Source organism: Desulfovibrionales bacterium (assembly GCA_028715605.1).
Classification (GTDB): Bacteria; Desulfobacterota; QYQD01; order QYQD01; family QYQD01; genus QYQD01.
In genome coordinates this window covers 156,415-169,651 of record JAQURM010000002.1, presented here as the reverse complement: position 1 = coordinate 169,651, position 13,237 = coordinate 156,415, and the positions used below count along the sequence as shown (strand labels likewise).

General features: G+C 51.2%; 13 protein-coding genes. 5 read left to right on the top strand and 8 right to left on the bottom strand.

The features are described from left to right. Positions 1-13: 13 nt before the first annotated feature. Genes PHT49_03540 through PHT49_03520 form a run of 5 tightly spaced genes read right to left on the bottom strand, consistent with a single transcriptional unit; the run spans position 14 to position 5,053 of the window. Positions 14-781 carry a ribonuclease Z gene (locus PHT49_03540; GenBank protein MDD5450947.1) on the bottom strand — a complete coding sequence of 256 codons (768 nt, stop codon included), beginning with the start codon at positions 779-781 and terminating at the stop codon, positions 14-16. Next, entirely contained in the window at positions 778-1,350 is a 573-nt protein-coding gene (locus PHT49_03535; protein ID MDD5450946.1) for a flavodoxin family protein, read from the bottom strand. The genes PHT49_03540 and PHT49_03535 overlap by 4 nt, the downstream gene beginning before the upstream one ends. A gap of 13 nt (positions 1,351-1,363) precedes the next feature. Beyond that, entirely contained in the window at positions 1,364-2,212 is an 849-nt protein-coding gene (locus PHT49_03530) for a PHP domain-containing protein (GenBank protein ID MDD5450945.1), read from the bottom strand. Next, a complete protein-coding gene (gene lon, locus PHT49_03525; GenBank protein MDD5450944.1) occupies positions 2,205-4,583 on the bottom strand; it encodes an endopeptidase La in 2,379 nt (792 codons plus the stop codon). Before lon ends, PHT49_03530 begins: the two co-directional genes overlap by 8 nt. Before the next feature lie 41 nt (positions 4,584-4,624). After that, complete coding sequence (locus PHT49_03520) at positions 4,625-5,053, bottom strand: Hsp20/alpha crystallin family protein (protein MDD5450943.1); 429 nt, start codon at positions 5,051-5,053, stop codon at positions 4,625-4,627. Between the two features lie 367 nt (positions 5,054-5,420). Here PHT49_03520 and rmuC point away from each other — a divergent pair, with 367 nt between their 5' ends. Continuing rightward, entirely contained in the window at positions 5,421-6,683 is a 1,263-nt protein-coding gene (rmuC, locus tag PHT49_03515; GenBank protein MDD5450942.1) for a DNA recombination protein RmuC, read from the top strand. Positions 6,684-6,735: 52 nt separating this feature from the next. On the opposite strand, the gene PHT49_03510 is transcribed toward rmuC, so the two are convergent. Further along, the gene (locus PHT49_03510) at positions 6,736-6,936 is read right to left on the bottom strand and encodes a cold-shock protein (protein MDD5450941.1); all 201 of its coding nucleotides are present in this window, start codon (positions 6,934-6,936) and stop codon (positions 6,736-6,738) included. A gap of 371 nt (positions 6,937-7,307) precedes the next feature. Here PHT49_03510 and PHT49_03505 point away from each other — a divergent pair, with 371 nt between their 5' ends. Genes PHT49_03505 through PHT49_03490 form a run of 4 tightly spaced genes read left to right on the top strand, consistent with a single transcriptional unit; the run spans position 7,308 to position 12,054 of the window. Beyond that, complete coding sequence (locus PHT49_03505) at positions 7,308-8,681, top strand: TrkH family potassium uptake protein (GenBank protein MDD5450940.1); 1,374 nt, start codon at positions 7,308-7,310, stop codon at positions 8,679-8,681. Between the two features lie 13 nt (positions 8,682-8,694). Then, complete coding sequence (locus tag PHT49_03500; GenBank protein MDD5450939.1) at positions 8,695-9,348, top strand: TrkA family potassium uptake protein; 654 nt, start codon at positions 8,695-8,697, stop codon at positions 9,346-9,348. Positions 9,349-9,358: 10 nt separating this feature from the next. Then, positions 9,359-9,898: a methylated-DNA--[protein]-cysteine S-methyltransferase gene (locus PHT49_03495; protein ID MDD5450938.1), complete on the top strand. Its 540-nt coding sequence runs from the start codon at positions 9,359-9,361 to the stop codon at positions 9,896-9,898. Beyond that, positions 9,874-12,054 carry a vitamin B12-dependent ribonucleotide reductase gene (locus tag PHT49_03490; protein ID MDD5450937.1) on the top strand — a complete coding sequence of 727 codons (2,181 nt, stop codon included), beginning with the start codon at positions 9,874-9,876 and terminating at the stop codon, positions 12,052-12,054. The genes PHT49_03495 and PHT49_03490 overlap by 25 nt, the downstream gene beginning before the upstream one ends. Here the strand turns inward: PHT49_03490 and PHT49_03485 are convergent. Together PHT49_03485 and PHT49_03480 are read right to left on the bottom strand one after the other, a co-directional pair. Next, positions 12,051-12,245: a hypothetical protein gene (locus tag PHT49_03485; GenBank protein MDD5450936.1), complete on the bottom strand. Its 195-nt coding sequence runs from the start codon at positions 12,243-12,245 to the stop codon at positions 12,051-12,053. The two genes, PHT49_03490 and PHT49_03485, sit on opposite strands and share 4 nt — an antisense overlap. After that, a complete protein-coding gene (locus tag PHT49_03480) occupies positions 12,242-13,231 on the bottom strand; it encodes a lytic transglycosylase domain-containing protein (GenBank protein MDD5450935.1) in 990 nt (329 codons plus the stop codon). The genes PHT49_03485 and PHT49_03480 overlap by 4 nt, the downstream gene beginning before the upstream one ends. Positions 13,232-13,237: the final 6 nt, after the last annotated feature.

The window sequence follows — 13,237 nt, the reverse complement described above, 5'->3', positions numbered from 1 at the left end:
CAGCCATCAGCTATCAGATAACAAGCCTAAGAAGGTCTTCGGCTATGATTAATTCACCATCATAATGGCGGCGGCAGGGTTCGATTAAATTACTATCATCGCAGATCGGATAAAGATGCGTCAGCATCAGCCGCTTGCAACCGGCTTCCGCAGCCATCCGGCCGGCCAGGGAGGGGGTCAGATGCCCTTCCATCTTCATACCTTCAGGACAGGCGCACTCGCAGATAAAGAGATGCGCATCTTTAGCCAGTTCAATCAAACCGGCCGAATAATCCGTGTCCCCGGAATAGACTATTGACCGGCCATCTTCCGTATCGATACGAACGGCCAGGCTCTCAGGGGTGTGCGGCACTGGAGAAAAACTCAGTTTCAGGTCGCCCGGAGGGATGATCTTCCTTGTGTCTGCCTCCAGTTCTTGAATCTGCATGAGGCCTGACGGCGGCACCACCCAATGGCCAAAGGCGTTCTTCATGTCTTCATACAGGCTGGTAACCCGGCCGTGCGCTAATATAGTAAATGGTACGGTGCGCCGGTAGCCAAGGTTATATTTGGTCGCAAAAAGAAAAGGCACCAAGTCTCCCACATGATCGGGATGGAAATGGCTTAAGAAAATGGCATCGATTTGTTCAGGGGAAATCCCGACCTTTAGTAGCTGACGCAGCGTACCCGAGCCACAATCGAGAAGCAGTGTATAATTGTTGTGCCTAACACAGGTAGAGGGCGCGGCCCGGCGCAGAGACGGGGCGCCGGTACCGGAACCGGCTACGATAACCTCGATCATTCCCGGCAAAACCTCTTCCCGGCCTCAAAGGCCTCGGTCAGGGCGGCGGGATGTTCCAGTATGGCCCCTTTGTGATCAATCCGGCGATAACCAAGGTATCCCACGAAGGCAATGCCGATGGATTCAAAAAAGACACGCACCGTGGTGACCGAGCAATCAAAAAGATTTTTGCCCTTGGTGCCGCCCACAGACAGGAAAAAACCCTTGCGGCCGCTCACCTCCGGCGCTGGAATCTGGCGGAGATAGGCATTCTTGCACCACAGGGCCTGGCCGCGGTCGATCATGGCCTTAAGCTGGGCCGTAACACTGTAAAAAAATACCGGTGAAGCAATAATAATACGGTCTGCGGATTCCAGCCCGGGATAGATCAACTGCATATCATCCTGGACCACGCATTCGCCGGTCTCGTTGCAGGAACTACATTCCATACAGGGAGCAAAGTGGAACTCCCGGAGAAATATTTCTTCAACTGACGTCCCGGCCTCGGCAGCCCCGCGCAGCATCTCCTTAAGGAGCAGATCCGAATTGCCGCCGACCCGCGGGCTGGAATAGATGCCGATAACCTTCAAAACCCGTCTTACCTCACTTGCCCATTTTTTTCTTCATATCAGCCAACAACGCATAAGGAATACGCAGACTCCCCCGCCCCCGACCTAGTTTAATTCCGGGCTTATAGTCTCCATGATAGTCCGTACCCCCTGTAGGTATAAGATGATGCCTGCTGGCGATCCTTTGATAGCCCCGCGTCTGTTCCGGTGCATGTTCGGTATAGAAGACCTCCAATCCCCTGAGACCGGCAGCTTCTAACTCGCCTACTACCTTCTCCACCTCTTCCGGAGATTTTTTTAAAGATCCGGGATGGGCCAGCGCAGCCATCCCACCGGCCCGGGTAATGAGTTTAATGGCCTCGGCCGGCGTAAGGCGAAATTTCTCTACATAGGCCGGTCGCCCCTTCTTGAGATAAATATCAAAGGCCGCCTGTAAACTGGGGGCAAAACCCTTCTGTACAAGGAGCTCGGCAATATGCGGCCGGCCCACCTGTCCGCCTCCGGCTACCCGCAAAAGCTCTGCGTAGCTTACCTCCATGTGCAGGGAATGGAGTTTTTCTATTATTCGCTGATTGCGGGTTTCCCGGGAATCCTGCAGTTTCCGGAGCACCGCAAGCAGCTCTAAAGAGTTATGGTCGATAAAATAACCCAGTATGTGCATGGAGCCGGAGGGTATCTCCGCGCTGATCTCAATACCGGGTATAACCTCGAAATTAAGCCTCTCCCCCTCAGCCAGGGCCTCACCCACACCTTCTACCGTATCATGATCGGTAATGGCCACGGCCTTGAGGCCGCTTTCCCGCGCCTTACAGACCAGTTCGGCCGGGGTCAGGCTTCCATCCGAGGCCGTGGTATGGCAATGGAGATCGATCAGATCAGGCATGCCGACCTTTCCGCCGGCTGGAACCCTTCCCAGCAAAGGCTATGGGGATAATCTCTTCCATTCTTGTCAGGAACTTAAAATCCAGGCCTTTTTTAACATCATCCGGTATCTCTTCCATATCCTTCTCGTTTCGCTTTGGAAGAATAATCGTCTTTATCCCGGCCCGGCTGGCCGCCAGGACCTTGGCCTTTATACCCCCCACCGGCAGGATGCGGCCGCGCAGAGTTATCTCCCCGGTCATAGCTGCCTGGCTATTGACCGGCTTATTGGTCAGAAGAGACACCAGGGCGGTAAATATGGCCACGCCGGCAGAAGGTCCGTCTTTAGGGATAGCGCCCGCCGGCACATGGATGTGTATATCATTTTTCTCAAACAAACCCTCGTCGATTCCCAGGCCTTTGGCCTTGGAGCGGACAAAGCTCAAGGCTGTTTCCGCCGACTCTTTCATCACCTCGCCCAACTTTCCGGTGAGCAACAACCGCCCATTGCCTTTCATTTTTGTCGCCTCAATGAAAAGGATCTCACCGCCGGCCTGTGTCCAGGCCAGTCCGGTAGCCACCCCGGCCACAGCCGTACGATCCGCTACCTCCGAGTAAAACTGGGGTGGTCCCAGAAACTCCGGCACCGCCTCGGCACGCACTGCAAACTTCTCCATCTCACCGGCAGCCACTTTCCTGGCAATACCGCGGCAAATAGCCGCCACCTCCCGCTCCAGATTCCTCAAACCGGCCTCACGGGTATATTCGCTTATAATCTTCTGTATGGCCTTCTTCTCAAAACGTACCTGTTTAGGTTTCAGGCCATGTTCAGACAGTTGCCTGGGAATAAGGTATTTCTGGGCGATCCGCATCTTCTCTTCGTCAGTGTAACCCGGCAATTCCAGGACCTCCATACGATCGAGAAGGGCAGGCGGAACCGTATCCAGGAGGTTGGCGGTCGTAATGAACATAACCTTAGAGAGGTCAAACGGAACATCCAGGTAATGATCGGAAAACGTATTATTTTGTTCCGGGTCCAATACCTCCAGGAGGGCTGAGGCCGGATCTCCCCTGAAATCGGCGCCAAGCTTATCTATCTCATCCAGGACAAAAACCGGATTATTGGAACCGGCCCGACGTATGCCCTGGATAATACGGCCGGGCAACGCCCCGATATAGGTTCTCCGGTGCCCCCGGATCTCTGCTTCATCCCGCACCCCGCCCAGGGAGATGCGCATAAACTTTCTCCCCAGGGCCCTGGCCACAGATCGTCCCAGGGAAGTCTTACCCGTACCGGGCGGCCCGACAAAACAGAGGATGGGCCCCTTCATGTCGGCCTTGAGCTTTCTTACCGCCAGATACTCAATAATCCGTTTTTTCACCTTCTCCAGATCATAATGATCTTCGTCCAATATCTTCTGGGCATCCGCTATGTCCAGACTATCCTCGGTGCTTTCATGCCAAGGCAGATCCAGAATCCAGTCCAGATATGTCCTGGCTACCGTATATTCGGCCGAAGAGGGGTGCATCCTGGCCAGACGGTCGAGCTCGCGCATAGCCTCTTTATTTACTACATCGGGAAGCTTCTTCTCCTCTATCTTGGTCCGCATTTCATCTATCTCGACGCTCAGTTCATCCTTTTCACCCAACTCCTTCTTAATAGCCTTTAACTGCTCCCGCAGGTAATATTCCCGCTGCGTCTTATCAATTTCCCCCTTGACCTGGGTGTGTATCTTTCGGCCAAGTTCCAGAATCTCTGTCTGTCGGGTAACCAGCCGCATCACCTTTTCCAGTCTGGCCTTGACCTCCAGGGTCTCCAGTATGTCCTGGCGTTCGGATATGGAGATATTCAGACTGGAGGCAATCATATCCGACAGGGTCCCCGGATCCTCGATATTTAAGGCAATTGTACCCAATTCAGAAGGGATGTGGGGGCTTAATTCCAATATCTTTTGAAAGAGATTGCGCAGGTTATAAACAAGGGCCTCGGCCTCTTTGTCTTTAGCCATCTTATCATATAGACGTTCTAACCGGGCCTTCATATACGGCTCCGTGGAGGTTATGCCTGCATTCCGCATGCGGGCCACCCCCTGCACCAGCAGGCGCACCTGGTCTTCCTGGACCTTCATCATGCGCAGGATTTGAGCCGAGGTTCCCACATCATAGAGCTCCCCCTTGGGTTCAGACTTGGTTGTAAATACGGCCGCCAGGCGCTCGCCGGAAAGGGCGTCATCAATGAGCTTAACCAGTTTCTTATCCGATATGGTCAAAGGGATAACCATCTGCGGGAAAAGGACGGTGTCTTCCACAGGAATTACCGGCCATTCTTCGGGCCATTTAATGCCTTCATCCCGTATCTCTTCGACCTTTATTTCTTCTTTTTGTTCAGTCATGAGCTTTATCTACTCCTTTAAGGTTAAGGTCCCTGCAAACTCTATGCTATCTCCACACGAAGGGTCTTTCTGATTTTAGGCAGGGTTATGGATAACAGACCGTTTTTATAGGAGGCCGAGGCCTCATCACTTTCCACGGCAGAAGGAAGCCTTAACACCCGCTCAAAGGCGCCATAGGCTATCTCCATCTGATAAAATTTTCTGGACCGGGAGCCGCTCTCGCCTTCACGCAGGCCCGCGATCCGGAGCAGGTCCTTATACAGGGTTATATCCAGACTTTCCTGCTTGACTCCCGCCGCTTCAACTAGGACTATGACCTCTTTCTCGGTCTCATAGATATCTACCGGCGGGACCCAGGCCCTATTAGGCGGCATCATTCCAGCCGTATTGAAGACGTCGCCCACCATTTTGAGCATATCCCGATGGATATCTCCCAATATCCTGCCGGTGCGGATGGTAATAATTGCCATACTGCCTCCTTAGTCGGGCTTCCCCTGATATTATCATTAAATAGTCATCCTCTGCTTAATGTCAAGGGAGTTATCGCCCTAATGTCATCCCCCCTTTTTTGGCAAGAAGAGGTTTTGGGGGATTTAAAATGGAAAATATAAGAAAAATGGGCTATAAGTAACCATATAAGTAATCTGTGTTCATCCGGAAACTACCGTTTCCGGCTTAACGCTTTCAGTCATCAGCCGTCAGCTCTCAGCAAAAAATCAAGACAAATAGCATCGTAAGCTGAACGCTGATAGCTGAGTGCTGACTGCTCGTCCGGAGATTTTCGGTTTCCGGACGAAAACTAATTAATCTAAAAAGAAAATCTCCGGAGATTAAATCGTGACTGCTGAAACTATCCTTATCTTCTTGACCATCCTGCTTATTGCCGGAATCGGGGCCTTATTATTGTTCCGGGAGATACGCACCCTGAAAGAAAAGACCTCCACCTCCTCCCTTTTACAAGAGCAGTTGTTGGAAATCATACGGCAAATAGGTGACATGCGTGACCAACAGGCGCAAGGTCAGGTCAGGCATCTGGAAACCGTGCAAACCCAGTTCGCCGCCATAGTGGGCACATTCAATACCCAGCTTGGTGAACTGACCGCACAACTCAACCAGGGTCAGGGGGAGACATTAAAAAATCTGAATCAACGGTTAGAAGATACTACGCGCACCCTTAATGACCAGTTGGGGCGGCTCCTTCAGGCCATGAACGAACAACTTACCAAGACCCAAGGGAACATAGGCCAGCAGTTACAGGGGGCTACAGAGGTAATATCCAAGGTTCAGTTACGCCTGGGGGAACTATTTGAAACCGCTAAACATATGCAGGAACTGGGCAAGGACATCAGCCGGCTGCAGGATATCCTCAGGGCCCCCAAACTACGCGGAGGGCTCGGCGAATATCTCCTGGAAGACCTTCTGTCTCAGATACTGCCCCAGCGCAACTACGAAGCGCAGTATGCCTTTAAATCCGGGGAAAAAGTAGACGTCCTGATCCGTTTAGGCAGCAACACCGTACCGGTGGACGCCAAGTTTCCCCTGGAGAGCTTTGAACGTCTGCGACAGGCTGAAACCGAAGCAGAACGCAAGAAAGCCAAAAGGGAATTTATGACTTCGGTGAAGACCAGAATAGATGAAATCGCCCGTAAATATATAAAGCCGGAGGAAGGCACTTATGACTTCGCCCTCATGTATATCCCGGCCGAAAACGTATTTTATGAAGTAATCGTAAAAGATGAACAACTGGGAGAGGAAAAATCCATTGCCTCTTATGCCCTGGAACGGCATGTTGTTCCTGTTTCTCCCAACAGTTTCTACGCCTACCTTATGGCCATAGCCTTCGGCTTAAGGGGATTTCATATTGAAAAACAGGCACAGGAGATACGGGGCAGCATAGGTGAACTGCAAAAACTGTTCGGCATTTTTTACGAACAGTTTACGGCCGTTGGTCGGAATATAGACCTCGCCCAGCGTAAATATGAAGAGGCACACAAACGTGCAGAAAAGATACACGACCAGATGGCCGGCATAACCGGACAGGTCTTGCACCTGGAAGAAGAACGGACACTGCCTTCGTCCGTGGATAAAAAAGAAGGCTAAAAACAAAGGGCCGAACACAGATTGAACAAACCCGGTTCGGCCCTGTCTTTATCTATTCACCAACGACGTTAACGGCCTGGGGCCCCTTGGGGCCCTGCTGGACCTCAAAGGTTACCTTTTGACCCTCGCGCAGGGTCTTAAACCCGGCGCCCTGGATAGCAGAGTGATGCACAAAGACATCAGGACCGCCCTCCTGCTCAATAAAACCAAAACCTTTCTTCTCATTAAACCATTTCACTTTACCTTCCGCCATAAACCAAAACCCCCTTTCTTACTAGCAAACAAAAAAATAAACGGGAAAAATCCCTATGAGATAATCCTGACATGGAAATTTTCAAAAAAATAGCCACTTCGGACCCTATCGACCTCGGTGGCTAACTCTATACGACCTCTATAACACAAAAACTATTCCTAAAAACAAAAACTATTCCTAAACATAAAAGTATATCTACACTTAACGATTATCTGACCTTCTGTCAAGCTTTTTCCGCTAAGCTATCATTTTTTATTTAATCAGCAACAGTAATTTCCTCCGGCTACGGACCGGCACGGTTCTCAAAATTACCTTGTTTTTTAAAATACTATGGATAAAATAGGGCACATTCTATCCGGAAAGGAACTAATTTGCATCCCGTATTCCAGAGATATTTACAAAAGCTCCATCACGCCCATATTCTGATCCTGAGCTTCCTGGTCATAGATATTATCGGAGCAGGTATGCTATATCTACCCATATCCCACACCACTCAACCCATCTCTCTCGTTGACGCCGTCTTTACCTCTACCTCCGCCCTTTGTGTGACCGGTCTAACCGTCCTGGATACAGCAAAATCTTTCAGCACTTTCGGACAAATGGTTATCCTTACCTTAATTCAGGTAGGCGGGTTAGGGGTTATGACCTTTTCTGTTTTTCTATTCCTCTCTATGGGGCGGGGAATAAGCGTCCGGGGACGCTGGTTGATGCAGGAATCGTTTACCCCTGCACCCATTACAGACATGCATACCCTTATAAAATCCATTTTTCTTTTTACTTTCTTGGTGGAAGGGGCTGCTTCCATTCTTCTGGCCTTGTGCTTCTGGAGGGACTATCCATTTCCGACCGCCCTGTACCATGGCTTCTTTCATTCCATATCCGCCTTCTGCAATGCGGGTTTTTCCACCTTTAGCAACAATCTCATGAACTACACCGGCCATGCGGGTGTCAACCTCACTATATGTGCGAATATAGTCATGGGCGGTCTGGGATTTCCGGTTATCTACGAGCTTTACCAGCGAGTAAGGCGCCACCCGGAAAGAAGAGGGCTTTCCCTGCATACCCGTATGGTTATCGTCACCACCGGGATACTGATTTTAACCGGAACCCTGCTCTTCTGGGCGTTTGAGGCCAACAATGTCCTGGCCCATCGTCCATTTTATGAAAAATGTCTCATCAGCCTCTTCCAATCCATAACCCCCCGGACCGCAGGGTTTAACACGGTCGATACCACTTCCCTTACAGACAGTTGCCTCTATATAATCATCCTCCTGATGTTTATCGGCGCCTCCCCCGGATCGACGGGCGGCGGGATCAAGACCAGCACCCTGGCCGTACTGACCGCCCTGGTCTGGAACAAATTGCGCGGGAGGCCCCACGTGCATGTCTTCAACCGGACTATCCCTTCTGAAGTGGTCATGCGGAGTATCTCCCTGTATATGCTCTCGGTATTTACCGTACTGACCATCCACATGCTCATGCTCTTCAGCGAAATGGCATGCCCGACTTCGCATCCGGCCAGAGGCTGTTTTCTTACGTATCTTTTTGAAACCATCTCGGCCTTTGGCACGGTAGGGCTCTCCATGGGGGTTACCCCTTATCTCAACAGCATGAATAAGCTCATTTTAAGCGCCCTCATGTTCATGGGCCGGGTAGGGATACTGACCTTTGCCTATGTAATAGTCAGAAGAGAGCGGCCCGAATTTGAATTCCGTTATTCAGAAGAAAAGGTTATGATTGGTTAAAAAGGAGCGGGCTATGAGAAGATTTGCCGTGATTGGTCTGGGAAAGTTCGGCTTCCACCTGGCTAAGGCCCTGTTTGAAGATGGACACGAAGTCATAGCTATCGATAAGGATAAGGACCGGGTACAGGAAATTCAACCCTTTTCCACCCAGGCGGTGGTTGCTGACATTGCACACAAGGAAATATTAAAAACCCTGGGGATAGATCAGATGGACGCAGTGCTGGTCAGCATCGGAGAAGACATCGCCTCCAGCATCCTCGTTACCCTCTACCTTAAGGAGCTAAAAGTCAAACAGATTTTAGTGAAGGCCATGAATGAGGATCATGGCAAGATACTGGAACGGATCGGAGCTACCGAGGTAATCTATCCGGAAAAGGCAATGGCCCTGAAGACGGCGAGGAGTCTCTCTACACCGAACATCCTGGACTTCATCCCTATGGTAGAAAACTACACCCTGGTAGAATTGGCGCCCCCTACCGCCTTTATCGGGAAGACATTGAGCGGTCTTGACCTGCGGGTGAGACATAACGTCTATGTCATCGGCGTAAAGGAAGTCCTTACTGATAATTTTATCCTGGTTCCACCCGCCGACTTTGTAGTAAAAGATAGCGACATACTATTTGTAATTGGCCACAGGGATAACATCGCAAAATTGGAGAAGTTATAGTAAAAACATCATGCGCTTCTTTTTTACGCAGGCCAGAATTAATTCCGTCTGTCTCACTTTTCTGTCCAACGTCAAGGGCTTATGTTATATAATTTTCTGTCCTGAGGCCAAGGATTGCACCCCCGCCGGGCTACAGAAAAGACATGCAAGCGCGGTAACTTTGGAAGAAAATGCCGAAATACACGGCCCGGTCATAACCCAGATCAGGGAATACTTTGCCGGCAGACGCCGCATCTTCTCTGTGCCTATGGATGTAACAGGGACCACCTTCCAAAAGACGGTCTGGGAGGCCATAATGGCCATTCCTTACGGTGAGACCCGTTCTTATCAGGAAATAGCAAGGGCTGTCGGAAAAGTGAAGGCGGCCCGTGCCGTAGGACAGGCAGCAGGTGCCAACCCACTCCCGCTTATAATACCATGCCATCGCGTCATAGGAAGTACCGGTAAACTCGTCGGCTTTAGTTCCGGCCTGAACTTGAAAACAAAGCTCCTCACCCTGGAAAATGCGTATAAGGAGAAGAGATCATGCCCCTTCCCAAAACCGGATTGAAACTGACCGCAAATGCCCTCACTGTCCTGCAAAAGCGCTATCTTAAAAAAAACGAGCAGGGCCAGGCCGTAGAGACACCGGAACAGATGTTCCTCCGCGTGGCCCGCGCCGTGGCCGCTGCCGACGCCATCCATGGCCAAAAGACCGATGTTAAGAAAACAGAAGACACCTTTTACCGGATGATGACCGAATTCCTCTTCATGCCCAACTCACCCACCCTGATGAATGCCGGCCGCAGGCTGGGACAACTCGCCGCCTGTTTCGTCCTGCCTGTAGAAGACTCAATTGACAGCATCTTCGAGGCCATTAAACAGACCGCCATAATCCACAAAAGCGGAGGAGGGACCGGGTTTTCTTTCTCCCGCATCCGTCCGGCCAATGATGTGGTGCGCACGACACAGGGCGTATCCAGCGGCCCGGTTTCCTTTATGACGGTTTTTGACATAGCCACGGAAACAATCAAGCAAGGGGGGACCCGCCGCGGGGCTAATATGGGAATACTCCGTGTGGATCACCCCGATATAGAACAGTTCATAAATGCCAAACAGATGACGGATAAGCTCAACAACTTTAACATCTCAGTGGCCATAACCGCCGAATTCATGCGAGCCCTGGCCAAAGGCGAAGAATATGACCTTATCAACCCGCGGAATGGACATAAAGTAAAATCTGTCCCCGCCGTCCATATCTTTACCCAAATAGTCGAGGCCGCCTGGGCCACCGGCGAGCCGGGTATAATCTTCCTCGACCGTATAAACCGGGACAATCCCACTCCACAACTGGGCGAGATAGAGGCCACCAATCCCTGCGGTGAGCAGCCCTTACTCCCTTATGAAGCCTGTAATCTTGGCTCCATCAACCTCTCCCGCTTCGTTAAGGCGGACAAGGTAGATTATGCCGGCCTTAAAAAAATAATACATCATGCCGTGCACTTCCTGGACAATGTTATAGACATCAATAAATATCCCCTGTTGCAGATTGAATCCATGAGCAAGGCCAACCGCAAAATAGGCTTGGGGGTAATGGGATTTGCCGACATGCTCATACAACTGGGTATTCCTTATAATTCAAAGGATGCGGTTAAAACGGCAGAGACCGTCATGTCTTTTATCTCGCGTGAATCCAAACTGGCCTCAGCCGACTTAGCCGGAAAGCGCGGCAACTTTACCAACTATAAAGGCAGCATATACGATAATCCAAAAACCCCTTTTATGCGTAATGCCACCACTACCACTATCGCCCCTACCGGCACGATCAGCATCATCGCCGGTTGTTCCAGTGGGATAGAGCCGCTTTTTGCCGTCTCCTTTGTGCGCCGCGTCTTAGATGGCAGCGAACTCCTGGAAGTACACCCCTACTTCAAGGAAGCGGCCAAGAAGGCTGGTATCCTTACCAAAGAGCTTATGGAGGACATCGCGCAAGGCGGCTCCATTCAAGGCATCCCGGACATTCCGGATTCACTGAAGAAGGTCTATATGACGGCCATGGACATCAGCCCGAAATGGCACATCCGGCTACAGGCCGCCTTCCAGAAACATACAGATAATGCCGTTTCCAAAACCATCAATTTCCCCTCCACAGCCTCTATCGAAGATGTGCACAAGGTCTACCTTCTGGCTTATGAACAGGGATTGAAAGGGCTGACCATCTATCGCTACGGCAGTCGGAAGGGTCAGGTGCTAAGTTTTAAAAAAGAGGGAGAAAAAAAAGAAATCGTCCCGCGCGCCCGGCCTATGCGCACCACAGGCATTACAGAACGTATGCGTACCGGATGCGGCAACCTGTATATCACCATAAACTCAGACGAAAAGGGAATATGTGAAGTGTTTGCCCAGATAGGCAAGGCCGGTGGTTGCGCTGCCTCTCAAATAGAGGCCATCGGCAGGCTTATCTCTCTGGCTTTACGTTCCGGCCTCAAGGTGGAGGCGATCATCAGACAGCTTTCGGGAATACGTTGCCCATCGCCTATCTGGGATCAGGGGAAAATGATCCTTTCCTGCCCTGACGCCGTGGCCCGCGCCATAGCTAATGTGACCAATCTTCCCATCTCACCGCATGACAAGACCATGGGGGCCTGCCCGGACTGTGGAGGGACGCTGGAATCCGAAGGCGGATGTCTCGTCTGCCGGTCCTGCGGATTTTCCCGATGCGATTAGGATGAAAATAGATAACCTGCACCCCTGGGATGGGCTATACCCTGGCCTGCACAGCCCGCTATCGTATCCCGGAACTCACACGGCTCGCCCACCTGCTGGTTACCCGCATGCGTCGAAGGCTCGCATCCGCCTAAGGCGGACATCTTCGACCGGTAGTATGGAGAGCAGCCGGGCGCGCCGGTAATCTTCACTTATCCCGGTCCTTCTTCTTGCAAATCAAGATGTTATCCCGCTTACCCCGGGACAAGGCGCTTGCAAAATTAGCCTTAAACTGTTCCGCCGTCCCCTTGGGCACATTCAGGGCATAGCATCCCGCGGGGATAGTGCTGTTCCTTATTTGCGGGTTTATTTCCTTGACGGCCTTGAAGGTCGTACCGCATGCAGAGGCTATGTTACGCAGATGTACCTCGCCTGACGCCTTAAAATCAAGACGATCATATTCCAGGGGAGGGTAAAGACTCTTCTCAGGCACGTTATAACCATAGAGTTCAGGAGCGCCAAGAATTACCTTTGCGGCCAATCCCCGGAAGATATACCGCTCTGTCTCCAGGGGCAGATTAAGACCATAAAAATTATTAACATTCTGCCCGGTAATGTCCCTATTCATCCGGTCTTCGCCGCAATTATATGCCGCTACGGCCACAGTCCAGCTGCCAAACCTTTGATAAAGATCTCCGAAATAATCCAGGGCAGCTTCGGTAGCCCGCTCAAAATTCAACCGTTCGTCAATCCAGTCATCGACCCTCAGTCCATAACGTTTTGCGGTCTTTTCCATAAATTGCCATGGGCCGGCCGCCCCTGCACCGGAGAAGGCATAGGTCTTCAGCGCGCTTTCGACTACGACTACATATTTGAGGTCACCCGGCATATTCCGTTCTTTAAGCCTTTTCTCGATATAAGGAAAGTACCGGTTGGCGCGCTTCATCCACATGATGACCTGGGCATGGTCATAAACGGAAATAACAAATTCCCGGTCCAGCATCTCCCGGACGTCCTGCCTTTCAAGAGGGACCGGCTCACCACAGAAGCTTAGACCGGCGGGCAAGTCAAAAATGGGCACAACACCCACAGTTCTGACCGGAGACTGGCCGGTGATGAAGATTAAGAAAAATACTGCTACGATGAAAAGGCCCAAAGAGATCGCTATCGTGGAAAAATTAAATCTGGTATTAGCCACCCCGGA

Excerpts from the sequence above, each read along its gene's own strand:
- PHT49_03540 (MDD5450947.1), bottom strand. The coding sequence starts at position 781 with ATGATCGAGGTTATCGTAGCCGGTTCCGGTACCGGCGCCCCGTCTCTG.
- PHT49_03530 (MDD5450945.1), bottom strand. The coding sequence starts at position 2,212 with ATGCCTGATCTGATCGATCTCCATTGCCATACCACGGCCTCGGATGGA.
- lon (MDD5450944.1), bottom strand. The coding sequence starts at position 4,583 with ATGACTGAACAAAAAGAAGAAATAAAGGTCGAAGAGATACGGGATGAA.
- PHT49_03520 (MDD5450943.1), bottom strand. The coding sequence starts at position 5,053 with ATGGCAATTATTACCATCCGCACCGGCAGGATATTGGGAGATATCCAT.
- PHT49_03510 (MDD5450941.1), bottom strand. The coding sequence starts at position 6,936 with ATGGCGGAAGGTAAAGTGAAATGGTTTAATGAGAAGAAAGGTTTTGGT.
- PHT49_03500 (MDD5450939.1), top strand. The coding sequence starts at position 8,695 with ATGAGAAGATTTGCCGTGATTGGTCTGGGAAAGTTCGGCTTCCACCTG.
- PHT49_03495 (MDD5450938.1), top strand. The coding sequence starts at position 9,359 with ATGCGCTTCTTTTTTACGCAGGCCAGAATTAATTCCGTCTGTCTCACT.
- PHT49_03490 (MDD5450937.1), top strand. The coding sequence starts at position 9,874 with ATGCCCCTTCCCAAAACCGGATTGAAACTGACCGCAAATGCCCTCACT.